Origin of the sequence: Magnetospirillum fulvum (assembly GCF_900108475.1) — a bacterium.
GTDB lineage: Bacteria > Pseudomonadota > Alphaproteobacteria > Rhodospirillales > Magnetospirillaceae > Phaeospirillum > Phaeospirillum fulvum_A.
On sequence record NZ_FNWO01000002.1, the window covers coordinates 1 to 25,306 of the forward strand.

Annotated in this window: 24 protein-coding genes; 7 read left to right on the top strand and 17 right to left on the bottom strand. The window is 66.4% G+C overall.

Features of this window, described 5'->3' with window-relative positions; translation table 11 throughout:
- Nucleotides 1–239, bottom strand: a 239-nt coding sequence (locus BLW40_RS02135) for a DUF4372 domain-containing protein (RefSeq protein ID WP_139305461.1), incomplete at its 3' end; no start/stop codon positions are given.
- Between the two features lie 161 nt (nt 240–400).
- Nucleotides 401–1,168 carry an NAD kinase gene (locus tag BLW40_RS02140; RefSeq protein WP_074765110.1) on the bottom strand — a complete coding sequence of 256 codons (768 nt, stop codon included), beginning with the start codon at nt 1,166–1,168 and terminating at the stop codon, nt 401–403.
- 82 nt (nt 1,169–1,250) lie between these two features.
- On the opposite strand from BLW40_RS02140, the gene budA reads away from it, so the two are divergent.
- Genes budA through BLW40_RS02155 form a run of 3 tightly spaced genes read left to right on the top strand, consistent with a single transcriptional unit; the run spans nt 1,251 to nt 3,393 of the window.
- The gene (budA, locus tag BLW40_RS02145; RefSeq protein ID WP_074765112.1) at nt 1,251–2,015 is read left to right on the top strand and encodes an acetolactate decarboxylase; all 765 of its coding nucleotides are present in this window, start codon (nt 1,251–1,253) and stop codon (nt 2,013–2,015) included.
- On the top strand, nt 2,012–2,710 hold the full coding sequence (locus BLW40_RS02150) for a helix-turn-helix domain-containing protein (RefSeq protein WP_074765114.1): 699 nt from the start codon (nt 2,012–2,014) through the stop codon (nt 2,708–2,710). Before budA ends, BLW40_RS02150 begins: the two co-directional genes overlap by 4 nt.
- Entirely contained in the window at nt 2,707–3,393 is a 687-nt protein-coding gene (locus tag BLW40_RS02155) for a Crp/Fnr family transcriptional regulator (protein WP_074765115.1), read from the top strand. Before BLW40_RS02150 ends, BLW40_RS02155 begins: the two co-directional genes overlap by 4 nt.
- A 15-nt stretch (nt 3,394–3,408) precedes the next feature.
- Here BLW40_RS02155 and BLW40_RS02160 read toward each other — a convergent pair whose 3' ends face one another.
- Nucleotides 3,409–3,771, bottom strand: coding sequence for a hypothetical protein (locus BLW40_RS02160; protein ID WP_074765117.1), 363 nt, complete (start codon nt 3,769–3,771; stop codon nt 3,409–3,411).
- 186 nt (nt 3,772–3,957) lie between these two features.
- Between BLW40_RS02160 and purU the strand changes: the two genes are divergently transcribed.
- Nucleotides 3,958–4,818 (top strand): formyltetrahydrofolate deformylase, encoded by an 861-nt coding sequence (purU, locus tag BLW40_RS02165; RefSeq protein ID WP_074765760.1) that lies wholly within the window; start codon nt 3,958–3,960, stop codon nt 4,816–4,818.
- A 63-nt stretch (nt 4,819–4,881) separates the two neighbouring features.
- On the opposite strand, the gene BLW40_RS17770 is transcribed toward purU, so the two are convergent.
- The 3 genes from BLW40_RS17770 to lsrF form a co-directional block, all read right to left on the bottom strand.
- A complete protein-coding gene (locus tag BLW40_RS17770) occupies nt 4,882–6,093 on the bottom strand; it encodes an alginate O-acetyltransferase AlgX-related protein (RefSeq protein ID WP_211656704.1) in 1,212 nt (403 codons plus the stop codon).
- A gap of 70 nt (nt 6,094–6,163) precedes the next feature.
- Nucleotides 6,164–7,378 (bottom strand): argininosuccinate synthase, encoded by a 1,215-nt coding sequence (locus BLW40_RS02175; protein ID WP_074765122.1) that lies wholly within the window; start codon nt 7,376–7,378, stop codon nt 6,164–6,166.
- Nucleotides 7,379–7,538: 160 nt separating this feature from the next.
- Nucleotides 7,539–8,423: a 3-hydroxy-5-phosphonooxypentane-2,4-dione thiolase gene (gene lsrF / locus BLW40_RS02180; RefSeq protein ID WP_074765124.1), complete on the bottom strand. Its 885-nt coding sequence runs from the start codon at nt 8,421–8,423 to the stop codon at nt 7,539–7,541.
- A gap of 136 nt (nt 8,424–8,559) precedes the next feature.
- Between lsrF and BLW40_RS02185 the strand changes: the two genes are divergently transcribed.
- Nucleotides 8,560–9,201 (top strand): phosphoribosylanthranilate isomerase, encoded by a 642-nt coding sequence (locus BLW40_RS02185; RefSeq protein WP_074765126.1) that lies wholly within the window; start codon nt 8,560–8,562, stop codon nt 9,199–9,201.
- Between the two features lie 180 nt (nt 9,202–9,381).
- Here the strand turns inward: BLW40_RS02185 and BLW40_RS02190 are convergent, their stop codons facing one another.
- The 11 genes from BLW40_RS02190 to BLW40_RS02240 all read right to left on the bottom strand — a co-directional run bounded on the left by BLW40_RS02190 (nt 9,382) and on the right by BLW40_RS02240 (nt 21,196).
- The gene (locus BLW40_RS02190; RefSeq protein WP_074765128.1) at nt 9,382–9,972 is read right to left on the bottom strand and encodes a Smr/MutS family protein; all 591 of its coding nucleotides are present in this window, start codon (nt 9,970–9,972) and stop codon (nt 9,382–9,384) included.
- 22 nt (nt 9,973–9,994) lie between these two features.
- Nucleotides 9,995–10,786, bottom strand: a complete 792-nt coding sequence (locus BLW40_RS02195) for a hypothetical protein (protein WP_074765130.1) — start codon at nt 10,784–10,786, stop codon at nt 9,995–9,997.
- Between the two features lie 87 nt (nt 10,787–10,873).
- Entirely contained in the window at nt 10,874–12,454 is a 1,581-nt protein-coding gene (gene purH / locus BLW40_RS02200; protein ID WP_074765132.1) for a bifunctional phosphoribosylaminoimidazolecarboxamide formyltransferase/IMP cyclohydrolase, read from the bottom strand.
- Between the two features lie 128 nt (nt 12,455–12,582).
- Complete coding sequence (locus tag BLW40_RS02205; RefSeq protein ID WP_074765134.1) at nt 12,583–13,095, bottom strand: helix-turn-helix domain-containing protein; 513 nt, start codon at nt 13,093–13,095, stop codon at nt 12,583–12,585.
- Nucleotides 13,096–13,200: 105 nt separating this feature from the next.
- On the bottom strand, nt 13,201–14,769 hold the full coding sequence (gene lnt, locus BLW40_RS02210) for an apolipoprotein N-acyltransferase (protein ID WP_074765136.1): 1,569 nt from the start codon (nt 14,767–14,769) through the stop codon (nt 13,201–13,203).
- A 24-nt stretch (nt 14,770–14,793) separates the two neighbouring features.
- Nucleotides 14,794–15,705 carry a hemolysin family protein gene (locus BLW40_RS02215; protein ID WP_074765138.1) on the bottom strand — a complete coding sequence of 304 codons (912 nt, stop codon included), beginning with the start codon at nt 15,703–15,705 and terminating at the stop codon, nt 14,794–14,796.
- Complete coding sequence (gene ybeY, locus BLW40_RS02220) at nt 15,702–16,217, bottom strand: rRNA maturation RNase YbeY (RefSeq protein ID WP_074765140.1); 516 nt, start codon at nt 16,215–16,217, stop codon at nt 15,702–15,704. Before ybeY ends, BLW40_RS02215 begins: the two co-directional genes overlap by 4 nt.
- The gene (locus BLW40_RS02225) at nt 16,214–17,167 is read right to left on the bottom strand and encodes a PhoH family protein (protein ID WP_074765142.1); all 954 of its coding nucleotides are present in this window, start codon (nt 17,165–17,167) and stop codon (nt 16,214–16,216) included. Before BLW40_RS02225 ends, ybeY begins: the two co-directional genes overlap by 4 nt.
- Before the next feature lie 17 nt (nt 17,168–17,184).
- Nucleotides 17,185–18,501 carry a tRNA (N6-isopentenyl adenosine(37)-C2)-methylthiotransferase MiaB gene (gene miaB / locus BLW40_RS02230; protein WP_074765144.1) on the bottom strand — a complete coding sequence of 439 codons (1,317 nt, stop codon included), beginning with the start codon at nt 18,499–18,501 and terminating at the stop codon, nt 17,185–17,187.
- A 92-nt stretch (nt 18,502–18,593) separates the two neighbouring features.
- The gene (locus BLW40_RS02235) at nt 18,594–20,168 is read right to left on the bottom strand and encodes a DHA2 family efflux MFS transporter permease subunit (RefSeq protein WP_083386586.1); all 1,575 of its coding nucleotides are present in this window, start codon (nt 20,166–20,168) and stop codon (nt 18,594–18,596) included.
- Nucleotides 20,165–21,196, bottom strand: a complete 1,032-nt coding sequence (locus tag BLW40_RS02240; RefSeq protein ID WP_074765146.1) for an HlyD family secretion protein — start codon at nt 21,194–21,196, stop codon at nt 20,165–20,167. Before BLW40_RS02240 ends, BLW40_RS02235 begins: the two co-directional genes overlap by 4 nt.
- 180 nt (nt 21,197–21,376) lie before the next feature.
- Between BLW40_RS02240 and BLW40_RS02245 the strand changes: the two genes are divergently transcribed.
- Together BLW40_RS02245 and clpB are read left to right on the top strand one after the other, a co-directional pair.
- Nucleotides 21,377–22,384 carry a hypothetical protein gene (locus BLW40_RS02245; RefSeq protein ID WP_074765764.1) on the top strand — a complete coding sequence of 336 codons (1,008 nt, stop codon included), beginning with the start codon at nt 21,377–21,379 and terminating at the stop codon, nt 22,382–22,384.
- A 181-nt stretch (nt 22,385–22,565) separates the two neighbouring features.
- Nucleotides 22,566–25,157, top strand: coding sequence for an ATP-dependent chaperone ClpB (gene clpB, locus BLW40_RS02250; protein ID WP_074765148.1), 2,592 nt, complete (start codon nt 22,566–22,568; stop codon nt 25,155–25,157).
- Nucleotides 25,158–25,306: the final 149 nt, after the last annotated feature.

Here is a 25,306-nt window from a genome sequence, read left to right on the forward strand (position 1 = left end):
CGTGACACCGTGCGCCCGCCCACATGGTAGAGACGGGCCGCGTGGCTCTCCAAGCCGCCGACGATCTCGCGGAGGCTGGTTGCTCCCGAAAGCTGGCCGTACAAAAGCGCGACAAACTGACTCTTCGTCGAAAGACGACGGACATGCTTGTCCGCCCTGTGCTCGCTGACCAGACGGTCGAACTCACCCCACGGAACATGCTTCAAAAGGTCGTGAAGAACGCTATTCTTGTGTCGCACGGTGTTGGCTCCAATTTCGTGTCCAGGAGACGCGCCAACGTCTGAACACGAGTAGAATCAACGCCGTGCACTTAGTCCAGAAATTTAAACCGGACAGCCGTGGGCTTGACCCGGGGGCCAGCCAGGACGGGAACGGTGTTGTCCCTTCACCCGAACAAACGCTACGGCATGAATTGTTCGGCCAGGATGCGTTCTTCGAGATTGTGCTCGGGATCGAACAGCAATTCGAGATCGGTGTCGCGGTCCTGACGGACCTCGACCTCGACGACGTCGCGGACCTCGGTAAAGTCGGCGACGGCGCTGACCGGGCGCTTGTCGGCCTCGAGAATCTCGAACAGCACGCAGGCCGATTGAGGCAGCAACGCGCCACGCCACCGCCTCGGGCGAAAGGCCGAGATCGGAGTCAGCGCGTTGATCCCCGCCCCCAGCGGCAAAATCGGACCGTGTGCCGACAGATTATAGGCGGTGCTGCCGGCCGGAGTCGAAATCAGCACCCCGTCGCAAACCAGTTCGTCGAGCCGAACCTTGCCGTCGATCCGAATCCGCAGCTTGGCGGCCTGACGGGTCTGGCGCAGCAGCGACACCTCGTTCATCGCCAGCGCCTCGGACAGGCCGCCATCGGCGGTGCGGGCGCGCATCTTCAGCGGGTTCAGCACCACCGGCTGGGCGCGGTCGAGCCGCTGTTGCAGGTTCGCTTCGTTGTAAATGTTCATCAGAAAGCCGACGCTGCCCCGGTTCATCCCATAGATCGGCACCCGCAACTCGCGGAAGCGGTGCAGCGTTTCGAGCATGAAGCCGTCACCGCCCAGGGCGACGATCACCTCGGCCTGCTCGGGGGGAACGTGGGGGTACAGCCGACACAATCGGGCCAGTGCCGCCGTTGCGGCCTCGGAGTCGGCGGCGACAAAGGCGATCGAGGAAAAGCTCATCTGCGGTTTCTGGCTCCGTCTCTTCGGACAGTATAAGCTTGTGTCCGGGCGTCTCGCCACCATCGGGGAGGGAAGTAGGATCATGAAGCGTTTTCTGGCCGCAATCTTTGCCGTCTGCATGACATATACCGGCCCGGCCAGTGCGGCCGAATTGTATCAGGTCTCGTTGCTGACCGCGCTGATGCAGGGCGTCAATGACGGCGAAGTCACCATCGGCGAGTTGTCGCGTCACGGCACCCTGGGTCTGGGCACCGTCAACGGCCTCGACGGCGAGATGGTGGCGGTCGATGGCCGCTTCTTCCGCGTCGGCACCGACGGGCGGGCGGTAGCGCTGTCCCCCGAGATGGCGACGCCGTTCGCGATGGTCACCCCCTTCACCCCGACAATCAGCGCCGAGGTTCCGGCGGGCCTGGACCTGCCCGGGCTCGAAGCCTGGCTCGACCGGCTGCTGCCGCCCGCCAACCATCCCCAGGCGATCCGCCTCGACGGCACCTTCTCCGCCCTCACCCTGCGCTCGGTGCCGCGCCAGACCCCGCCTTATCCGCCGCTGCTCGAGGCGCTGAAGGGCCAGGTCACCTTCGTCCACCAGGACGTCAGCGGCACCTTGCTCGGCTTTCGCCTCCCCGGCTACGTCAAGGGAATGAACGCGCCGGGCTTTCACTTCCACTTCATTGATGCCAGCCGCAGCCAGGGCGGCCATGTCCTGAAGCTGGTCACCGGCTCGGGCCGCGCCGCGATCTCCCAGCTTGACCGGATCGTGGTGACCCTGCCCGGCGATGCCGCCTTTGCCGGAGCCCCCTTGGCGGCCGAGGGACGCGGTGGCGCCAACGCGGTCGAGGGGCAATGATCCCACCGCTGCGAACCGAACTGTTACGGCGGGTGCAGCGCGTGCCGCTGTTCGCCGAGCTTGACCGGGCCGATCTGGCCGGTCTGCTCGACGGCGCGGCGCTGCTGCGCCTGCCCCACCGCCATACCCTGTTCCGCCCCGACCAAAGCGCCGATACCCTGCACATCGTTCTCGACGGCCATGTCGAGCTGTCGCGTCAGACCGGGGGCCGCCGCTCGGTGGTCGAGGTTGCCGGTCTCGACGCCCTGCTCGGCGACGAGGCGGTGTTCGGCGACGGTCGCCACGGCACCGGAGCGCGGGTGCTGGCCGGAGCGACCGTGCTGGCGATTCCGGCCGGGCCGTTCCGCACCCGACTGGCCGAACGGCCCGATCTGATGCGCCAGTTGCTGGCGACGATGTCGCTGCGGCTGCGGGGAATGCTGCGCCAGATCGCCGAGCTTAAGCTGAAGACCACGGCGCAACGACTGGGCGGCTTTTTGCTGACCCTCACCGCCGACGATGACGGCCCGGCCCGGCTGCGGCTGCCCTACGACAAGCGATTGGTGGCCGAGCAATTGGGAATGCAGCCGGAAAGCCTGTCGCGCGCCCTGACCCGGCTGGAGGCGGTCGGCGTCACCGCCGCCGACGACGGATGTCTGGAGGTCGAGGATCTGGTCCGGCTGCGCGCCTTTTGCGCCGAAGAGGACGATGCATGAGCCTTGGCCCCGACGACCTTGCCGAGAGCGCCCGCGCCCCCCTGCTGACAGGGTTAAGCGGCGATGACCTTGCCCTGCTGCTGGGCGAGTCCCGCGCCGTGTCCTATCCCGAGGCCGCGCCGCTGTTCACCCAGGGCGACCCCGCCGACCGCTTTTTCATCGTGCTGGCGGGACGGGCGACGCTGTTCCTTCTCACCGAAACAGGCGAGAAATCGGTGATCGAATTGTTCGACCCGATTTGCTCGTTCGCCGAGGCAGCGATCTTGTCGTCGGGCCTGTTCCCGCTCCATTGCGAGGTGTCGGCCGGATCGCGGCTGGTCCACATTCCGGCGGCATTGTTCCTGCGCCGCCTGGAAGAGCGCCCGGTGCTGGGCCTGACCCTGCTGTCCGGTCTGGCCCGCTGGCGCGGACGGCTGGCCGACGAAATCGCCGGGCTGAAAAGCCGCTCGCCCGCGCAACGGCTGGCGGCGTTCCTGCTCGGGCTGGCTCCGGCGGGCGAGGCGGACGGGCGGGTCCGGCTGCCGCTCAGCAAAACCGTCCTGGCCAGCCGGATCGGCATCGCGCCGGAAAGTCTGTCCCGCGCCCTGGCACGACTGCGCGCCCACGGGGTCGAAGCCCGCGGGCGCGAGGTGATCCTGGCCGACATCCCCGCCTTACGGCGGTTTTCCGGAGGAGAGGTCTAAAAACCGATCGCCGGTTTATTTCGCGGCTTCGTCGTCTTCTTCGTCGCCCAGCGCGTCGGCGGGCAGCACGGTGACGCCCGAACCGTCGTCTTCCTCGATCAGGACGATATCGCCCTCGATACGGTCGTCGCCTTCGGCGAGATGGTTGAAATAGTGCCAGATGTACGCGACGGCGATCGTCTGATCGATCTCGTCCTCTTCGTCCATCTCATCTTCGTCCATCGCCGAGATATCGCGGAGAATTTCCAGCGAATCGTCGAACATCTCGGTCAGATCGGGATTGTCCTCAAGCACGTTCTTGATGATGTATTCGTGTTCCGACTCTTCAAGCTCGTACTTCCATTGGGCGTCGCCCGATTTGTAATAGACAGTAATCATCGGGCTGTTTCCTCGCCATAGTCCGGGACCGAAGCATGGCCGGGCCGACGCGGGCGTCGGTGCCGACCACGTCGGACCTTGGGCGATTTGGGAAAAAAACGCAAGGGGCCGATTGCCGTCTTGGCGTCCCACTCCGGGTCGGATAAGACCATCCTCGGATCGCACGGACGCCTGGAGGATTCGATCATGGCCGAGAAAAAAGCCTGGGTGCTGACCATTACCTGCCCGGATACGGTGGGCATCGTCTCCACCGTCGCGGGCTTCCTCAGCCAGTACGATTGCTTCATCACCGAAGCATCGCAATATGGCGACCCGCTGTCGCGGCGCTTTTTCCTCCGCGTCGTGTTCCAGACCGGGGCGATGACCCCGCATATTCCGGAACTCCGGAAGCTGTTCACCCTGGTCGCCTCGCGCTTCCAGATGATCTGGCACATCCACGACGCCACCCGCAAGGCCAAGGTGGTGATCCTGGTCTCGAAGTTCGGCCACTGCCTCAACGATCTGCTGCACCGCTATCACGCCGGTTCGCTGCCGATCCAGATTCCGGCGGTGATCTCGAACCATCCCGACATGCAGGGCATCGTCGAGTGGCACGGCATCCCCTACCATTATTTCCCCTCGGACAAGGACGACAAGGCCGCCCAGGAAGCCAAGGTGCTCCAGGTGATCGACGAGGCCGGGGCCGATCTGGTGGTGCTGGCCCGCTATATGCAGATTCTATCGACCGAAATGTGCGTGCGGCTGCAAGGCAAGGCGATCAACATCCACCATTCCTTCCTGCCCAGCTTCAAGGGGGCGAAGCCCTACCACCAGGCCCACGCCCGCGGCGTCAAGATCATCGGTGCCACCGCTCACTATGTCACCGCCGACCTCGACGAAGGCCCGATCATCGAACAAGGCGTCGAACGTGTCGATCACACCCATACCCCGGAAGAGCTGGTGGCGATGGGGCGCGATATCGAAAGCGTGGTGCTGGCTCGCGCCGTGCGCTGGCATACCGAACACCGCGTGCTGCTGAACGGCTCGCGCACGGTGGTGTTCCGCTAAACTCTGACAGCATCGAGCAAGGGCTTGGGGGGTGCGGGGCGATGCCCCCACCCCCCGCCGTTTTTACGGCTTCGCGTCCGGGGCCGGGGCGGCAGCCGGAGCCGGAGTCACAACCGGAGCCGGGGCGGTAACCGGGGCCGCCGGAGCCTCGACCGGAGCCGGAGCCGGAGCCGGGGCGGCAACCGGGGCGGCAACCGGGACCGGAACCACGACCGGAATCGCGGCCGGGGCCGGAGCCGGAACCAGCGGAGCCAGCGTCCGCGCCAGTGCCTCACCGGCCAGCCGATGGCCCTGGGCCGACCAATGGCCGTCATGGGGGAAATGCACCTTGGCCTCGCCCACCGCCGCCAGGGCGTCGAACGGATCGACCACCGCGATGCCCTGCGCCGTCAGCCGCTCGACCACGCCCAGCCGCAACGCCCGATAGGTCGCATCGCCCGTGCGCACGTCGTCACGCGCCGGGATCACCAGCACCACCAGCGGCACCTCGGCGGGAAGAGCGGCGCGAATCTGCCCGATCCGGGCCAGGCTGGATTCGAGAATCGCGGCGATCCGCCCCTCGTCAACGGTCTGGGGCAACGCGGCGACAGGGGCGGCGGCCGGAGCGTTGTTCGAACCATCGACCCGGGCGACCAACTGAGACACCAGGGTATAGAGCGCCGAGCGCTTCGCGACCGTCTCGCGGGCGTCGTGCAACCGGGTCGCCAGAGTCCGCGGCGGCTCGGCGGTGACGGCATGATCGTAGTCGCGCAGATCGGTTTCGACCGACAGGCCCAGCACGACGGCGCGGGGATGAACGGTGGCGGGCATCCGCGCCAGCAAGGCCCGATCGACCGCCAGATCGGCCGCCGGACTGGCAACCCCATAGACCGGCAGACCCAGCGTGCGGGCGGCGACCGCGCCAAAGGTTTCCTCGGCCTCGACGCCCCAGCCAAAGGCAAAGGACTCGCCCAATACCCACAGGCGGCCATCGGCGGCCTCTGCCGGTTCATCGGCGCGCCATCCGGCGGCGTTGATCTGGATATGGGTGCGGAAATCGCCGTTGGGCTGGGCGATCCAGCCGTCGAATCCGGCGCGTCCGATCGTCACCGCGCCAAGACCGGCGATGTCGGTCTTGTCCTGGACCCGGTCGGCGTTAAATTCCTTCCATCGGGGAAAAGCGATCCGGGCCGCGCCTTCGGCGACCAGCCCCGCCACGGCCAACAGGACCACCCCCGCCGCCAGACTGCCCGCCACCCGACTCCCGTCGGACTGGCCCCGACTTCTCCGTCTCATGTCGTCTTCCCCCGTTTATCGTCCGCTTCCGGTCGAGGCGGGATTGCCGCCCCGACCGGACCCAGTCCTCTTAGCCGCGCGCCATCTTGGCCAGACGCATCCGGAGCGCGTTCAGCTTGATGAAGCCCTGAGCATCGCGCTGGTCATAGACGCTGTCTTCCTCGAAGGTGACATAATCCATGCGATAGAGCGATTTCGGCGATTTGCGGCCGACGACGCTGACCGAGCCCTTGTAGAGCTTGAGCCGGACGGTGCCACAGACGTTCTCGGACACCTGATCGATCATCGTCTGGATCGCGATCCGCTCGGGGGCGAACCAGAAGCCGTTATAGATCAACTCGGCATAGCGCGGCATCAGCTCGTCCTTCAGATGCGCTTCGCCGCGATCAAGGGTCAGGCTTTCGATACCGCGATGGGCGACGATCAGGATCGAGCCGCCGGGGGTCTCGTAGACGCCGCGCGACTTCATGCCGACAAAGCGGTTCTCGACCAGATCGAGGCGGCCGATGCCGTTGGCCCCGCCCAAGGCGTTCAGCCGGGTCAGCAGAGCGGCGGGCGACAGACGCTCGCCGTCGATGGCGACGGCGTCGCCCTTCTCGAACTCGATCTCGACATAGGTCGCCTTGTCCGGAGCCTGTTCCGGGCTGACCGAGCGGGTGAACATGTCGTCGAACGGCTCGACCCACGGATCTTCCAGCGCCTTCCCCTCATAGGAGATGTGGAGCAGGTTGGCGTCGGTCGAATAGGGCGCTTCGCCGCGCTTGTCCTTCGCGATCGGAATCTGGTGCTTCTCGGCGAAGTCGAGCAGACGGGTGCGGCTGGTCAGATCCCACAGCCGCCAAGGCGCGATCACCTTGATGTCGGGCTTCAGGGCGTAATAGCCCAGTTCGAAGCGAACCTGATCGTTGCCCTTGCCGGTGGCGCCATGGGCGACGGCGTCGGCCCCGACCTGATTGGCGATCTCGATCTGGCGCTTCGAAATCAGCGGCCGGGCGATCGAGGTGCCCAGCAGATAGACACCTTCATACAGCGCGTTGGCGCGGAACATCGGGAAGACGAAGTCGCGGACGAATTCCTCGCGCAGATCGTCGATGAAGATGTTCTCGGGCTTGATGCCCATCAACAGAGCCTTCTGGCGGGCGGGCTCCAGCTCTTCGCCCTGGCCGAGATCGGCGGTGAAGGTCACCACCTCGCAGCCATACTGATCCTGCAACCAGCGCAGAATGATCGAGGTGTCGAGGCCGCCGGAATAGGCCAGCACCACCTTCTTGACTTCGCCCTTCATGGCAACGCCTCTCCGTGATGGGGGGATGAAACGGGCCGCAGTATAAAGGGATTTTTCCCGCTGTCACGAAGCGCGGGACAAGATCGCGGCAATTTGCCCGGCCACGAAAAAACCCTCCCCCACCGGGTGGGAGAGGGTTGATCCGGAGGGCAGCCCCGGTTTAGACCGTGGCGGTTTCCGCCTTGATCGTCCGGTACAGGTCGAGCGCCTGGGCCGGGGGCAGGTTCTGGTGGATCACGGCGTTGATCGCCGCCATCATTCCCTGCGGGCAATCCGACTGGAAGATGTTGCGGCCCATATCGACACCGGCCGCGCCCTGCTGGACGGCGTTATAGGCCATCGTCAGCGCGTCGAGTTCGGGCAGCTTCTTGCCGCCAGCCATCACGATCGGCACCGGGCAGCACGAGGTGATCGTCTCGAACCCTTCGGCGACGTAGTAGGTCTTGACGTATTGCGCGCCCAGTTCGGCGATCATCCGGCAGGCGAGGCGGAAGTACTTGGCGTCGCGCACCATGTCCTTACCGACGGCGGTGACGCCCATCACCGGAATGCCGACGCGCAGACCGGCATCGACCAGCCGGGTCATGTTGTGGATCGAGCGGGTTTCATGCTCGCCGCCGATGAAGACCTGGATGCCGACGCCCGCCGCGTTGAGGCGAACCGCATCTTCCATGTCCATCGCGATCTGCTCGTCCGACAGCTCCTTCAGGATGCTGGGGCCGCCGCTGGCGCGCAGCACCATCGGCTTGTGCGAGGCCGCGGGCACCATCGAGCGCAGCACGCCACGGGTACAGAACAACGCGTCGCAATCGGGCAGCAGCGGCAGGATGTTGAGGTCGATCCGCTCCAGCCCGGTGGTCGGACCCTGGAAATAGCCGTGATCGATCGCCAGCATCACCGTCCGACCCGAGGCCGGATTGAAGACGCGGGCCAGCCGGTTCTTCATGCCCCAATCGTACTGGCTGGCACCCTTGACGAAATAATCGGGGGCGATCTGGGGCTGGTCGGCTTGGAATCTGTTGCCTTCGATATCGGCTTCCGCCATGGCTCTGGTCTCGATCTCAAGGGGTTGACACTCGGCCCGGCTTCCCGTTGGATCGGCGGGCAATTCGGCGCAAGAATGCACATTTCGGGGGCTTTGGACAAGGCCGCCCGCGACAGGAAATCGAAAGGAACGGCTCGTGACGGTCGAGGTCAAGATCTGCGGAATCACCGACGAAGACGCGATGGAGGCGGCGATCGAGGCGGGCGCCGATCATGTCGGACTGGTGTTCTATCCGAAAAGCCCGCGCGCGGTGACGCCCGAGCGGGCGACCGAACTGCTGTCTTATCTGGAACGCCCGGTCTCGCGGGTCGGCCTTCTGGTCGATCCCGACGATGCCCTGCTCGATGCCGTCATCGGCGGCGTGCGGCTCGACCTGTTGCAGCTTCACGGCAACGAGAGCCCCGAGCGGGTCGAGGCGATCCGTCTCGAATATGGCGTGCCGGTGATGAAGATGATCCCGATCGCCGGTCCCGACGATCTCGCCGCCGCCGATTCCTATCTCGGCGTCGCCGACCGGCTGCTGTTCGACGCCCGCCCGCCCAAGGGGTCGAGCCTGCCCGGCGGCAATGCCGTCAGCTTCGATTGGTCGGTGCTGACCGGGCGGCGCTGGCCGCTGCAATGGTTCCTGGCTGGCGGTCTGACCCCCACCAATGTCGCCGAGGCGATCCGCATTTCCGGGGCCAAGGCGGTCGATGTCTCGTCCGGGGTCGAAACCGCGCCGGGGGTGAAATCGCCCGAGCTGATCCGCGCCTTCATCGCGGCGGCACGCGGGGCCTGACAGGGTGTAGAAAAGCTCCGCTTTCGCGGCCGGGCTACCGCCCGGACCCGTTCGGAGGCCAGCCTCCGAACCTCCAGTTTCTCTTTATTTCAATGACTTAAAAAAGAAAAAGGTCCGGGAAGCCGTGCTTCCCGGTTGGGGGTACGGGGGCAAACGCCCCCGAAGGGGGGCCACACTCTGCTAGCGCGACTCGCGGCGGCGGCGGACCAGGACGTACAGGGCGCCCTCGCCGCCGTGATGCTGGCGGGCATGGCTGAACCCGATCACCCGCTCGCGCAGCGGACTCTGGTTCAGCCAGCGCGGCACCTGACGGCGCAGCACGCCATCGCCGCCCTGCCCTTTTCCGGTCACCACCAGAACGAGACGGCGACCGCTGGCCCAGGCCCGGTCGATGAAACTGTGCAACTCGGCGTGGGCGCGGTCCTGGACGTGACCGTGCAGGTCGAGCACCGCTTCGATCGCCAGTTCGCCCCGCTTCATCCGTTCGGCGGTGCGGCGGTCAAGTCCGGGCGCGTGGCCGTGATCAAGCGCGGGCAGACCGCCGGTGGGACGACGCGGCGGCGGCGGCGGATTGGACGGCCGGGCCGGAGCGAGTCCGGGCGGCGGCGGGGCGGAGGCGATCGGAGTCGGCGCAGCGACGGCGGTGGCGGGATCGGGACGGGCGCGACCGGGCAAGGGATGAACGTCGCCGACGACCGTCCGCCACAGATGGACTTCGTCGGTCGTCACCGGACGGCGGCGCGGCTGACGCGGTTCGAACAGCTTCACCATTCGGCCCGGCGCGGGTCCAGAATCATGGCAACACCTCGTCGCGCGGCGGTTTTTCGTCGTCGAGGATCGAGTCCCAGCGCGCGCCGGGGCGTGGCGATTCGTATCCGGCCGGTTCAGGCGGCTCGACCACATCGGCGGGTGGCGGCGGCGGTGGCGGCACGACCCGGGGCGGGGCCATCTCGATCACCGGCGGAGGCGGCGGAGGCTGAACCGGCGGTGGCGGTGGCGGAGGCGGCGGTGGCGGCTGAACAGGCGGTGGCGGGGGGATCACCTCAGGCTCGGGACTCGGCGGTGCCGATACCGGGGTCGATACCGGCACCGGGACCAGCGGAATCCGTTCCGGTGCCGGAACAGCCTCGCCGAAATGGCGGCGGATGAATTTGCGCCAATCGCCCTTGGGCGCGACACAGGGCGGCTCGCCGGTGCCCGGCACCACCAAGGCGATCCCACCCAGCCGCCACAGCGCCTGGACATGGGCGACGTCCTGGCACAGATAGGCCACCGTCCGGGTCCGCAGTCGCCAAGCGACGTAATAGCGATTGCCGAGCAGATAGACCATCACGAACAAGGTCATCGCGATGATGCCAAGGGCGAGCCCGCCCGCCAGCAGGATAACCAGCGCCAGGGTCATCAACCCGGTCAGCGGCAACAGATGGTCCCAATGGCAATGGACCGGCGACCCGTCGAAATCAATCATGCGGGCATCGGTATAAAGCTGGATCCGGCCGACCTCGAGCCCGACGCGCAACTTTTCGTGCAGCCCGTCGTCTTCGTGCCCCTTGCGGTCGCGCCAGTCCTCGATCAGTCGGCTCATGCTTTTCCATCCCCGCCGCTTGCGACCGAGGATGGCCAAGACCGCCGCCAAAGGCAAGGGGCGGCATCGCGCCGCCCCTCTTCGCCTTTAGTGCCGGAAGTGACGCATCCCGGTAAACACCATCGCCAGACCGGCTTCGTCGGCGGCCGCGATCACCTCGGCGTCACGGACCGAACCGCCCGGCTGGATCACCGCGGTCGCCCCGGCGGCGGCGGCGGCCAGCAAACCGTCAGCGAAGGGGAAGAAGGCGTCGGACGCCACCACCGACCCCACCGTCGCGGGCTCGGACAGACCGGCGGCCTCGGCGGCCTCGCGCGATTTCCAGGCGGCGATCCGCGAGGAATCGACCCGGCTCATCTGACCGGCCCCGATCCCCACCGTCGCGCCGTCCTTGGCATAGACGATCGCGTTCGACTTGACGTGCTTGCAGACACGGAAGGCGAACAGCAGGTCGGCCAGTTCGTGCTCGGTCGGAGTCCGCTTGGTGACAACCTTCAGATCGGACAGGGCGATGCGGCCATTGTCGCGGGTCTGGAACAATTGGCCACCGGCGACGGTGCGCAGGGTGAAACCGGTCGCCGCCGGGTCCGGCATCGCCCCGGTCAGCAGCAGACGCAGGTTCTTCTTCGCGGCAAAGGCGGCGACGGCATCGTCATCGGCGTCGGGGGCGATCACCACTTCGGTGAACAAATGGGCGATCTCGGCGGCGGTGGCCCCGTCAAGGCGACGGTTGACCGCGACGATGCCGCCGAACGCCGACACCGGGTCGCAGGCCAAAGCGGCGCGATAGGCCGAGACCAGATCGTCGCCGACCGACACGCCGCACGGATTGGCGTGCTTGATGATCGCGACGGCGGGACGGTCGAATTCGGCCGCCAGTTCAAAGGCGGCGTCAGTGTCGTTCAGATTGTTGTAGCTCAGTTCCTTGCCCTGGACCTGACGGGCGGTGGCGATGCCGGGCCGGGCCGCGCCGCCGGCATAGAACGCCGCCTGCTGGTGCGGGTTCTCGCCATAGCGCAGACCCTGGCGCAATTCGCCCGCGACGACGACGCGACGGGGGAAGGTCTCGCCGACCTGACCGGCGAACCAGCGCGAGATCGCGGCATCATAGGCCCCGGTCCGGGCATAGGCGGTCGCGGCAAGGCGACGGCGCAGTTCCAGCGTGGTGGCGCCGTTGTGGGCCTCCATCTCGGCCATCACCGCGGCGTAATCCTCGACATCGACCAGAACGGTAACGCCGTCATGGTTCTTCGCGGCACCCCGGATCAGCGCCGGACCGCCGATGTCGATATTCTCGACACAGGTCTCGAAATCGGCCCCGCGCGCCACCGTCGCTTCGAACGGATAGAGATTGACCACCAGCAGGTCGATCGGAGCGATCTCGTGCTCGGCCATCGCCGCCTCGTGGACGGCATTGCCGCGAATGCCGAGCAGGCCGCCGTGAATCTTGGGGTGCAGGGTCTTGACCCGCCCGTCGAGCATCTCGGGAAAGCCGGTATGGTCGGCGACCTCGGTAACCGTCAGCCCCGCGTCGCGCATCGCCTTGGCCGAGCCGCCGGTCGATAGGATATCGACGCCGCGATCGGCAAGAAATCGGGCGAAATCAAGCAACCCGGTCTTGTCCGAGACCGAGATCAGGGCGCGGCGAATGGGAAGCGAAGCGGACATGGGTCAAGGACCTCCGGGGGGAATGGGCAGAATAAGGGCGTGTGATCCGCGGCTATATAGCACAGCCGGTCGCAACGAAGAGGAGGATTTTGACCGAATCGGGCAGTTCGTGCCCGTCTGGGGCGGGATCAGTCGCGGTTTTCGCCCGTCGCCGCCAGCGCCTTGGCCAGTTCATAGACCCGCTTGCGCACATTCGGGTCGGGAATGGCGAAATAGGCCCGGATCAGATTCAGCGTCTCGTGGCGGCTGAGTAGATCGGAATCGAACCCGGTCGGCTCTTCGGCCAGACCGAACGAGCGGCTGGAATATTCCGCCGGGCTGGCCTGAGCCAACGCCTCGGGCATGTCGTCGTAAAAGAACGACACCGGCACGTCGAGCACCTGGGACAAATCGAACAGCCGCGACGCGCCGATCCGGTTCGCGCCGCGTTCGTACTTCTGGACCTGCTGAAAGGTCAGACCGATCGCCTCGCCCAGCTTTTCCTGACTCATCCCCAGCAGGGTGCGGCGCAGACGAACCCGCGCGCCGACATGGATATCAATCGGGTTGGGATCACCGTCTTCGGTGCGGCCCCGATTGGCCTTGCGGCGCGGAGCAGGTGTCAGGCCGGTTGTATCGTCGCGGCTCTTGGGGGGGGCCATGATCAGTCCCGCTGGGTGGAGGTTATCGGGCTCAGATTAGGGCGATGACCTGAGACAAGTCAACACGTCTTGCGGGTGGGCTTAGAACCACCCCAGATCGGAGCGTCAGCCCCGCCTCCCCTCGCGCCCGGCCAATCCGGCAGCGATTGAGGCCAGTGCCAGCGCCAGCGGCAGCGAATCGCCAAAACGGCCATAGGGCGTGATCGCGACCGGCCGGGGCAGCACCGCGTCGAAGCTGCCGCGTTCGCCCAGACCCAGCCGCGCCACCTCGCGCCCCAGCGGATCGAACATCGCCGAGATGCCGGTATTGGCGGCGCGAGCCAGCGGCAATCCCTCTTCGACCGCGCGCAACCGGGCCGCCGCCAAATGCTGGTACGGACCCGCCGACAGGCCGAACCAGCCGTCGTCGGTGATGTTGAGAATCCAGTCCGGCCGAGGCTGGCCGCGTCCGAGCACCTGACCGGGGAAGATCGCCTCGTAACAGATCAGCGGCGCGACCGGGGGCAATCCGGGCAGCGTCAGCGTTTGCGGCCCCGGTCCGGGAGAGAAATCGGTCGAGCCGTTGGTGACCTTGTCGATCGGCAACAGCCAGCGCAGCGGCACATACTCGCCGAACGGCACCAGATGGGCTTTGTCGAACAAAGCGACAATCGCGCCGCCGGGAGCGATGGCATAAAGACTATTCCACAGCCGGAACGGAATCTCCCCGCGCGGAGTGATCCGCAACGCTCCGGTCAACAACAGCCCGCCGGGCGGGGCCGCCAGCGCCGCATAGGCCCGGTGGGCATCGTCGAGATTAAGGAAGAACGGCGCCGCCGCCTCGGGCCAGACCACCGCCGCGATGCCGTCCAGCGACGTCCCCCGCGACAACGCCACCGCGTCGAACAGATGGCCGTCGCGCCGGTCCTCCAGCCATTTGGTCCCCTGGGGAATGTGGGGCTGGACCACCCGCAGCGTCAGCCCGGTCTCGGCGGGCGGCACCAACGCCAGCCGCAGCGCCCCGCCACCCCACGCCACCAGCGGAAGCCCGATGGTCAGCAGCGCGACCAGGGCCAGCCGCCGGGGCGACGGCCGATCCGCCAGCAGCGCCGGAGCCATCGCCGCCAAAGCGGTCAGCAGCCCCAGCCCCCACAACCCGCCGATTGCGCCCAGTTGCAGCACCGGCAAGCTGACATCCCACACCGAGCCCAGCGAATTCCACGGAAAGCCGGTCAGCATCCACGAGCGCAGCCACTCCGCCAGCGTCCACAGCCCTGCCAGCACCGCAACCCGCCCGGTCCCGCGCGCGCCGATCAGCCGCGTCGCCAGGGTGGCGGCCCCCAGGAAGACGGCAAGCAGACCGGACAGGCCGAACACCGCGAACGGAATCATCCAGCCGAATTTGGCGGCATCGACCAGCAGGGCATAGGAAATCCAATACAGCCCGACGATGAACCAGCCACAGCCCCACCACCAGCCGACGCCAAAGGCGGCGCGGCGGGTGGGGGCGGCATCAAACAGCCACACCAAAGCGGGCAGCGACAGCAGCAGCACCGGCAACAGCGACAGCGGCGGCAGGGCCAGCGCGCCGAACGCCCCCAGCCCGACCAGGGTCAGCCGCCGCCGCCAGCCCGACAAAGCGGCCAGACGGTCGGCCAGGACGCGAGCGGCGGTAAAGACGCGGGCGGTGTTCATCACGGCTTCCTTGGGGAAAGTGGGTCAGTCCGGCTGGGGAGCGGACAGCCGGTCCTGCGGCATCCGCCGCACCCGCACCCGCTTGACCCGGCGCGGATCGGCGTCCATCACCTCGAATTCCAGACCGGCGGAATGGTTGATCAGTTCGCCCCGGCCCGGCACCCGTCCGGCGACGAAGGAAACCAGACCGCCCAGGGTCTCGACCTCCTCGCGCTCCTCGTCGGTCAGAACCTCGCCCATCCGCTCCTCGAAATCCTCGATCGCGGTGCGGGCGTCGGCCTCCAGGGTGCCGTCGGCCAGCTCGGTCATATCGGCATCCTCGATATGGTCGTGCTCGTCGGCGATCTCGCCGACGATCTGCTCGACCAGATCCTCGATCGTCACCAGACCGTCGATGCCACCATATTCATCGACCACCAGGGCAAGGTGGTTGCGGCGCAGCCGCATTTCCAGCAACAGGTCGGTGGCGCGCATGCTGGGGGCGACGAACTGGACGCGGCGCACCATCCGGGGCAGGCTGAACGGCTTGCCCTGGCCCAGGATTTCCAGCAGATCCTTGATGTGGACCATGCCGATGACGTCGTCGAGGGTGCGGCGATAGACCGGCAGACGCGAGTGGCCGCAGGCGATGAACAGCCGGATCAGCTCTTCCTGGGTGGTGCGGGATTCGACCGCGACGATGTCGGCGCGGGGAACCTTGACGTCGGCGGCGGTAACGCCGCGCAGATGCAGAATGTTGCCGAGCAATTGCCGCTCGTGATCGTCGATCGGCGTCTCGGAATCGTCGCGATCCTCGATCAGTTCCTCCAGCGCCTCGCGGACGGTTTCCCCGCCCCGCGCCCGACGCCTCAGACCCAACCAGCCCCGAACCGACCGCAGCAACGAATCCCGGGCCTCGGACTCGCGCTGGCTGGGACTGCCACCAGGGTCGTTCATCGCCGGTCATCCTCGTCCTGATAGGGATCGGAGATGCCCAGGCTCGCCAGCAGGCGGGTTTCCAGCCCTTCCATTTCGGCGGCTTCGTCCTCGTCTTGATGGTCGAAGCCGAGAAGATGGAGCACTCCGTGGATCACCAGATGGGAAAAATGGTCGGCCAGCGGACGGCCGCTTTCCGCGGCCTCGGCCGCCACCGTCTCCCAGGCCAGGATCACGTCGCCCAGCAGCAGCGGCGCGCCCTCGACCAGCGGAGCCTCCTCGTCGTCGAGCGCGGCGAACGACAGCACGTTGGTGGGCGCATCCTTGCCGCGCCAGTCGCGGTTGAGCGCCCGCACCGTTTCGTCGTCGGCCAGCACCACCGACAATTCCAGCGGCCCGTCGGGGACGTCGTCGGGCACGCCAGCCAAAGCCAGTTGGACCAGGCTTTGCACCCGCGCCTCGATGTCGGGCAGGGCCTCGACCCAGGCGGGGCTTTCGAGACTGACGGCAATCTCGGCAACGGGGGCGGTCATGATGGTGGGGTTTCCTTGTCGGCCCGCCCGGCCCGGTCATAGGCGCGGACGATGCGGGAGACCAGATCGTGGCGAACCACGTCACGGTCGGTGAAACGGACGAAGCGGACGCCCTCCATGCCGGTCAGCACGGAGAGGGCGTCGGTCAGGCCCGAGCGCACACCCGACGGCAGGTCGGTCTGGCTCGGATCGCCGGTAATCGCCATGCGCGAATGTTCGCCCATCCGGGTCAGAAACATCTTCATCTGCATCGGCGTGGTGTTCTGGGCCTCGTCGAGGATGACGAAGGCGTTGGCCAGGGTGCGGCCGCGCATGAAGGCCAGTGGCGCCACCTCGATCTCGCCCGCCAGCAGCTTCTTCGCCACCAGATCGCCCGGCAGCATGTCGTACAGCGCGTCATAGAGCGGGCGCAGATAGGGATCGACCTTGTCCTTCAGATCGCCGGGGAGGAAGCCCAGCCGCTCCCCCGCCTCGACCGCCGGACGCGACAAGATGATGCGATCGACCTCGCCCGCGCTCATCATCGCCACCGCCTTGGCCACCGCCAGATAGGTCTTGCCGGTCCCGGCCGGGCCAAGCCCGAAGGTCAGCGGCACTTGGTCCAGCGCCCGGATATACTCGGTCTGGGTCGGCGTGCGCGGGGTGATCGTCCGCTTGCGGGTGCGGATCACCGCCTCGGACCCGGCGGCCCCCGACCCGACCATCCGGATCGCGGTCTCGACATCGGCGGATTCGAGATAGCCCTGGCGGCGGGCCAGATCGTACAGCCCGTCCAGCACTTCGGCGGTTTCGGCCACCGGACCGGCCCCGCCGGTCAGGGTGACGGTGTTGCCAAGCGGATTGAGCGCGACCCCCATTCCCGCCTCGATGCGGTTGAGATTCTCGTTATGCGGGCCGAACAGCATCCGGGCCAGGGAATTGTCGGGAAATTCGCGGACCTGGACGGTCATCTCCGGAGACGGCGCGCTCACGCCGGAACCGCTTCCAGGCTGTTGGGGTGGACGGCGGCAATCCGCAGCCGCACCACATCGCCGATCCGCTGGCCGGGAGCACGCACATGCACCGGCTGCATATAGGGACTGCGCCCCAGCAACTGATCGGCATAGCGACCGGGACGGTCGAGCAGCACGGTCATTTCGCGTCCGACACAAGATTGGTTGAACGCCTCGGTCTGGCGGTACAGCAGGGCCTGAAGCTCGGCCAGCCGGGCCTCCTTGACCGCTTCGGGAACCTGACCCTCCATCGCGGCGGCGGGGGTGCCCGGTCGCGAACTGTATTTGAAGGAATAGGTCTGGACGAAGCCGATCTCGGCCACCAGGGCCAGGGTGTCGGCGAAATCGGCATCGGTCTCGCCGGGGAAGCCGACGATGAAATCCGACGACAGGGCCAGATCGGGCTGGGCCGCGCGCAGGCGGTCGGCCAGACGGCGGTATTGGTCGCGGTCATGGCCGCGATTCATCGCGGTCAGAATGCGGTTCGACCCCGACTGGACCGGCAGGTGAAGGAACGGCATCAGTTCGGGCAGATCGCGATGGGCGGCGATCAGCGACTCGCTCATGTCGCGCGGATGCGAGGTGGTGTAGCGCAGCCGCTCGATCCCGTCGATTTTGGCCAGCGCGGTCAGCAGCGTCCCCAGATCCCAGCCGGGTTCGCCGTGCCAGGCGTTGACGTTCTGACCGATCACGGTGATCTCGCGCACCCCTTGCGCCGCCAGCGACGCGGCCTCGGCCAGCACCGCCGCCGCCGGGCGTGAATATTCCGCACCCCGGGTATAGGGGACGACGCAGAAGGTGCAGAAGCGGTCGCACCCTTCCTGAATCGCCAGAAAAGCGTTGGTGCCCGAGGCCGAGGCTTCGGGCAGGAAGTCGAATTTCGGTTCGGTGGGGAACTCGGTGTCGAGCACCGCGCCGCCCGCCCGGGCCGCCTGGGCCACCATCTCGGGCAGGCGATGATAGGTCTGCGGCCCCAGCACGATATCGACGAAAGGCGCCCGGCGCAGCACTTCCTCGCCCTCGGCCTGGGCGACGCACCCGGCCACCGCCAGCACCATCGGCAAGCCGTCGGCGGCACGCGCCTCCTTGATCTTGCGCAGCCGCCCCAGGTCCGAGAACACTTTCTCGGCCGCCTTCTCGCGAATATGGCAGGTGTTGAGGATCACCATGTCGGCGTCGTCGGGCCGATCGGTCGGGCCATACCCCAGCGGCGCCAAGACATCCGCCATGCGGGCGGAATCATAGACGTTCATCTGGCAGCCGAAAGTCTTGATGAAAAGTCGTTTTGCCACGGTCGTTCGCGGGCGGGGGATCCGCCGGTCATACAAAGGAGAAGGCTAGGACACCGGTGGCGTCGAAGTCAAGGACCGGGAACGGATCGGCCTTAATGATCGCCACCGCCGCCGCCGCGCGCCACCGGCTGAAGCAGCGGCAGCAGCAGCAGGCTGATCGCGAACACCCCGGCCATCAGCATCAGGATGTCGGAAAAGGCCAGGGTCAGCGCCTCGCGCCGGGTCAGTTGCCACAGCGTCTTCAGCGCCGCCATCTCGGCCCCGCTGCCCAGGGTCGGCTCGAACCGGCTGGTCAATCCATCGACCATCGCGGTCGCGTTGCCGCGCGCCGCCGTCAACCGTTCCGACAGCCGCAGCATGTGATGGTCGAGCCGGTGGGTCAGCGCGGTATTGATCGCCGCCAGCCCGACCGCGCCGCCCAGATTACGCATCAGATTATAAAGGCCCGAGGCGTTGGGCACCCGTGCCGGGGGCAGATGGCCGAGCGCCACCGCGTTGATCGGCACAAAGCAGAACATCAGCGACAGCCCGCGCACCGCCTGGGGCAGGAACATCTCCCAATAGCCCCACGCCGAGGTTAGCGCGCTGTTCAGCCACAATCCGCCGCCGAACAGAGCCAGCCCGATCCCCAGCATCATCCGGGGATCGAGGACGCGAATCAGATTCCCGGCCAGCGGCGCCGACAGGAACTGGAACGCGCCGGTCACCATCATCGTGATGCCGATCTCCAGCGCCGAATAGCCCCGCACCTGCCCCAGGAACAGCGGCACGACATAGACCGAGCCATAAAGACCGACGCCGATGACGAAGCTGTAAAAGCAGCCGACGGCGAAATTGCTGTCGGCGAAGGCACGCAGATCGACCACCGGATGCTTGGCGGCCAGCTCGCGCCACAGAAACCCGATCCCGGCGGCAACCGTCACCACGGTCAGGGTCGCGATGGTGTGGTCGTTGAGCCAGTCGTTGCGGTTGCCCTCCTCCAGCACGTATTGCAGCGTGCCGAGGAACAGCGCCACCAGCACGATCCCGGTCAGGTCGAAGCCTTTCAGCATGTCGAGACGCATCGGCACGCGGCGGGCGAACAGCAGAACCGTGACGGCGACCAGCGCACCGGGCACGATATTGACCAGGAACAGCCAATGCCAACTGGTGCTTTCGGTCAGCCAGCCGCCCAGGGTCGGCCCCAGCGTCGGGGCCATCGTCGCCACCAGCCCGATCAGCACCGACACCGACGGCTGGCGCTTGGGCGGGAACAGGGTAAACGAGGTGGTGAACACGGTGGGGATCATCGCGCCGCCCAGGAAGCCCTGGAGGGCGCGAAACACGATCATCGATTCGATGCTCCACGACATCGCGCACAGCGCGCTGGCCAGGGTGAAGGACGAGGCCGAAACGAAGAACAGCCAGCGGGTGCTAAACACCCGCGACAGCCAGCCCGACAGCGGGATCATCACCACTTCGGCGACAAGGTACGAGGTCTGGACCCAGGTCGCCTCGTCGGCCGAGGCGGCGATCCCCGACTGAATCTGGGCGATCGAACTGGCGACGATCTGGATATCCAGAATCGCCATGAACATCCCCACCACCATCGCCATGAAGCCGATCCAGTCGCGGACCGAGACGGTGCGGTCCTCGGGACGGATCTCGGCCGGGTCGGCGGAGCTCACCGTCCCGGCTCGCTGGTGTCGATCTGGGCGGTCACCGACAGGCCGGGACGCAATTGCCCGGCCAGCGGGTTCCCTTCGGCCAGACGGATGCGAACCGGAACCCGCTGCACCACCTTGGTGAAGTTGCCGGTCGCGTTCTCGGGCGGCAACAGGCTGAACCGCGCCCCCGAGGCGGGAGCGAAGCTGTCGACCCGCCCCTCGATCTCGCGCCCGCCAAAGGCATCGACGGCAATCGTCGCCTTTTGACCCGGCCGGATCCGGCTCAATTGGGTTTCCTTGTAATTGGCATCGACCCACACCGAGGCCAGCGGCACCACCGACAGCAGATTTTGCCCGGTGCGGACATATTGTCCGTCGCGGACGGCGCGGTTACCGACGATCCCATCGACGGGAGCCCGGATCACCGTCGCCTCCAGATCGATTTCGGCCAGATCCAGCGCCGCCTTGGCCTGATCGGCCTCGGCTTCGGCAATCGCCCGTTCGCTGATCAGCACCCCGAGTTGACGCCGCGCCCCCTGGGCCTGCGCCCCCGATCCGGCCAGCCCGGCCTCGGCCTTGGCGGCGTCGGCCTGGGTCACGTCGAAGCGCTGGCGGCTGACGAAATCCTCGCGCACCAGCCGGGAGGTCCGTTCGTGATCGGCCCGGGCGCGGGCGACTTCGGCGCGGGCCGAGGCGACCGAGGCGCCGGACTGGGTGATCACCGTTTCCTGCACCGCGATCTTCTGGTCGAGTTGGACCAGACTGGCCCGCTTTGCCGCCAGGACGGCGCGGGCCTCATCGACGCGGGCGCGATAATCGCGGTCGTCGATCCGGACCAGGACGTCGCCCTTGGCCACCGCGTGGTTGTCCTCAGCAATAAGTTGCACAACGTGGCCGGGGACTTTAGGCTGAATTTGCGTGATGTCGCCCTCGACATAGGCGTCGTCGGTCGTCTCGATCCAGCGCCATTCGGTGGCCCAGCGATAGGCCGCCCAACTCCCGGCGAGGGTGGCAATCAGGGCAAGGGTGATGGCGGCGGGCTTTTTCATGGCGATCCGGGGGACAAGGGAACAAATTGTACTGAACGGTTTAGTTCTTACCTTGCAGCGAAGACCGAGTCAAACCAATGCGTCACGTCGGGGCACCACCCGACACTTGTCCGGCGCGATCCGCCTCGGCATAATGAAATGGTTACCTTCGGCTTATGCATTAAGGTCGGGTGGAAGAACATGGCAGCGGATAAGAACGACAGCGCCACCACGGGCGACGACGATATCGGCTTCGAGCACAAATTTTTCACCTCTTTCGAAGACCTGTATTTCCGAATGACCGATTCCGGCGAACCCGTCGCGGTCCTCAAACTCGCTAATAACGAGGCGGTTCTGTCCTTTGATGGACTGAAACGAGAATTCATGCTGAAGGAAGACAGCCTAGACTTTCGAATGCTCGACCGCGTCGCCGAAGGTCTGCAATTCGTCCGCGGCCTGCGCCCCGGCGACCGCCTGCCCAAGGAAGTCACCTCGCGCGAAGCATCGTGGGAGCCGCAGGACCGCCACCGCCGCATCGCCTATCAGCGCCTGACGATGCAGCTGGTCACCTGGCTGACCGGCAACGAGAACGTCATCAGCAACATCACCGAACTGGCCCAGGTCGCCGAAGACCCGCAGGTCAAGAAGAACGTCCAACTCGCCTTTACCGAGGCGGCGGAGGAACTGGGGCTGGGACGCGACCGCCGCGACGAGGTGGTGCAGTATATCGAGACCCTGGCCCGCGAACTGGCCTATATCGAGGCGTTGCGCGACACCTTCGCCGAGGTCGAGCGGATCGACGATAAGCTTCAGGCGCTACGCCGCATCTACGGGGCCGAACGCTCGATGATCGAAACGGTCGATCAGGTCGCCCGCCTGTCGCAGCGGGCGATCAAGCTGTTTCGCGATTATTTCGACCAGATCGACGCCCAGACCGGCGAAATCCTGTCGATGCTAAAGAATATCGACAATCAGATCGGCTATATCCGTCAGGTTCGCGACGCCCTGCATTGTCGCCTGCTGCCGTGGGAAGATTTCATCCAGATCTGGAAGACAGTGTTCGTCGTCCGCTCCGACGACAACACCAATAAAATCCGCGACATCTACCAGTTCCTCGCTCCCCGCTACATGCAGTTCAACGATTGGGTTCTGGTCACCCGCCGCGGTGCGCTGAAAGCAAAACCGATCGGCGGCCAGATGCGCTGGTAATACCAAGCGGCATTGAATGGACCTCATTGCAGCGCAAGGTTAGGCCCGAAGGGGCGCGGGGGAGCGTAGCTGTACCTGCCTTGCGAGGGTCGGAAATACCCTCCATATCTTTCCGGTCAAGCGAAGGATAATCCCTGCCGCCGATCCGGGGGGGGATATCCGGTCGAGTCGGAGAGCATCCATGGATTTCGAAAAATTCACCGAACGCTGCAAGGGATTCATCCAGGCGGCGCAGACGCTGGCCTTGCGGTCCAATCACCAATTCCTGACCCCCGAGCATCTCACCCAGGTTCTTCTCGCCGATAAGGAAGGGCTGGCCGCCAACCTGATTCGCGCCGCCGGGGGCAACCCGGCCAAGGCGCTGAACGGGATCGAGGAGGCGCTGGCCAAGCTGCCCAAGGTCGGCGGCTCCGGGGCGGGCATGCACCTGTCGAACGAGCTGGCCCGGCTGCTCGATCAGGCGGTCCAGTTGGCCGAAAAGGCCGGGGACAGTTATGTCACCGCCGAGCGGCTGTTGCTGGCCCTGGCCCTGGCGACGGGGAGCCCGGCGGCGAAGGCGCTGGCCGAGGCCGGGGTCACGCCCCAAGGGCTGAACCACGCGATCGAGCAGATCAGAAAGGGCCGCAAGGCCGAAAGCCCGGCCGCCGAAGACGGCTATGACGCCCTGAAGAAATACGCCCGCGACCTGACCCAGGCCGCCCGCGACGGCAAGCTTGACCCGGTGATCGGCCGCGACGAGGAAATCCGCCGCACCATTCAGGTGCTGTCGCGCCGGACCAAGAACAACCCGGTGCTGATCGGCGAACCCGGCGTCGGCAAGACCGCGATCGTCGAGGGTCTGGCCACCCGCATCATCAATGGCGACGTTCCCGAGGCGCTGAAAAACAAGCGCCTGATGGCGCTCGATCTGGGCGCGCTGGTGGCGGGCGCGAAGTTCAGGGGCGAGTTCGAGGAACGGCTGAAGGCGGTGCTGGCCGAGATGACCGCCGCCAACGGCGAGGTGATCTTGTTCATCGACGAAATGCACACCCTGATCGGCGCGGGCGCGGCCGAAGGCTCGATGGATGCCTCGAACCTGCTGAAACCGGCCTTGGCGCGCGGCGAGTTGCATTGCGTCGGCGCGACGACGCTGAACGAGTACCGCAAGCATGTCGAGAAAGACGCCGCCCTGGCCCGGCGGTTCCAGCCGGTGTTCGTCTCCGAGCCGGGGGTCGAGGATACCGTCTCGATCCTGCGCGGACTGAAAGAGAAGTACGAACTGCACCACGGCGTCCGCATCGCCGACAGCGCCCTGGTGGCGGCGGCGACGCTGTCGAACCGCTATATCACCGACCGCTTCCTGCCCGATAAGGCGATTGATCTGGTCGATGAGGCTGGGTCGCGGCTGCGGATGCAGATCGATTCCAAGCCCGAGGCGCTCGACGAGATCGACCGCCGCGTCATCCAGTTGAAGATCGAACGCGAGGCGCTGCGCAAGGAAACCGACCTCGCCTCACGCGAACGCCTCACCAAACTGGAGGACGACCTGCCCAAGCTGGAACAGCAATCGTTCGACCTGACCGAGCGCTGGCGGGCGGAAAAGGATCAGCTTGCCTCCTCGACCAAGGTCAAGGAACGGCTGGAGGAAGCCCGGATCGAACTGGCCAATGCCGAACGCGCCGCCGATTGGGGCCGGGCCGGAGAGTTGAAATTCGGGGTGATCCCCCAGCTTGAGCGCCAGATCGAAGGCGGAATCGGCGGAGAAAAGCGGATGGTGACCGAATCCGTCACCGAGGAGCATATCGCCCAGGTGGTATCGCGCTGGACCGGCATTCCGGTCGAGAAGATGCTGGCGGGCGAGCGCGACAAGCTGCTGGCGATGGAAGACCGGCTGAAGACCCGCGTCGTCGGCCAGGACGAGGCGTTGAAGTCAGTGTCTGACGCGGTGCGCCGGGCTCGGGCCGGGTTGCAGGATCCGTCGCGCCCGATCGGGTCGTTCCTGTTCCTGGGGCCGACCGGCGTCGGCAAGACCGAACTGACCAAGGCGCTGGCCGAGTTCCTGTTCGACGACGAAGCCGCTCTGCTGCGGATCGACATGTCCGAATATATGGAAAAGCATTCGGTCGCCCGCCTGATCGGCGCGCCTCCGGGCTATGTCGGCTATGAGGAGGGCGGCGCGCTGACCGAAGCGGTGCGGCGGCGGCCCTATCAGGTGATCTTGTTCGACGAGATCGAAAAGGCCCACCCCGATGTGTTCAACGTCCTGCTCCAGGTGCTCGACGACGGCCGCCTGACCGACGGCCAGGGCCGCGTCGTCGATTTCCGCAACACCCTGATCGTGCTGACCTCGAATCTCGGGGCCGACATCCTCGCCAACCAGGACGAGGGGCAGGAGACCGAGGCGGTGCGCGGCGCGGTGATGGAGATCGTCCGCAGTGCGTTCCGGCCGGAATTCCTTAACCGTCTCGACGAAATCCTGCTGTTCCGTCGCCTCGGCCGGTCCGACATGACCGGGATCGTCGATATCCAGTTGGCCCGGCTGCGCAAGCTGCTGACCGACCGCCATGTCACCCTCGACCTTGACCCGACCGCCCAGGTCTGGCTGGCCGAACGCGGCTACGACCCGGTCTATGGGGCCCGGCCGCTGAAGCGGGTGATCCAGCGCACCTTGCAAACCCCGCTGGCCGGTCTGATCCTCGAAGGCGCGATCAAGGACGGCGACACCGTCCGCGTCGCGGCGGCCGAGGGCGGGTTGCTGATCAACGGCCGCTCGGTCGGGGCCGATCTGGTGTAACCCCAGGATCGAACGGAGGTCGGGGGCGTTTGCCCCCGAACGGGTCTGGGCGGTCGCCCGGCCGCGTAGCGGAGGGCTTTCAAAAGCCCGATAAAAAAAGCCCCTCTCCGATCGGAGAGGGGCTTTTCCGTCTTTAATGCAACGTCAGC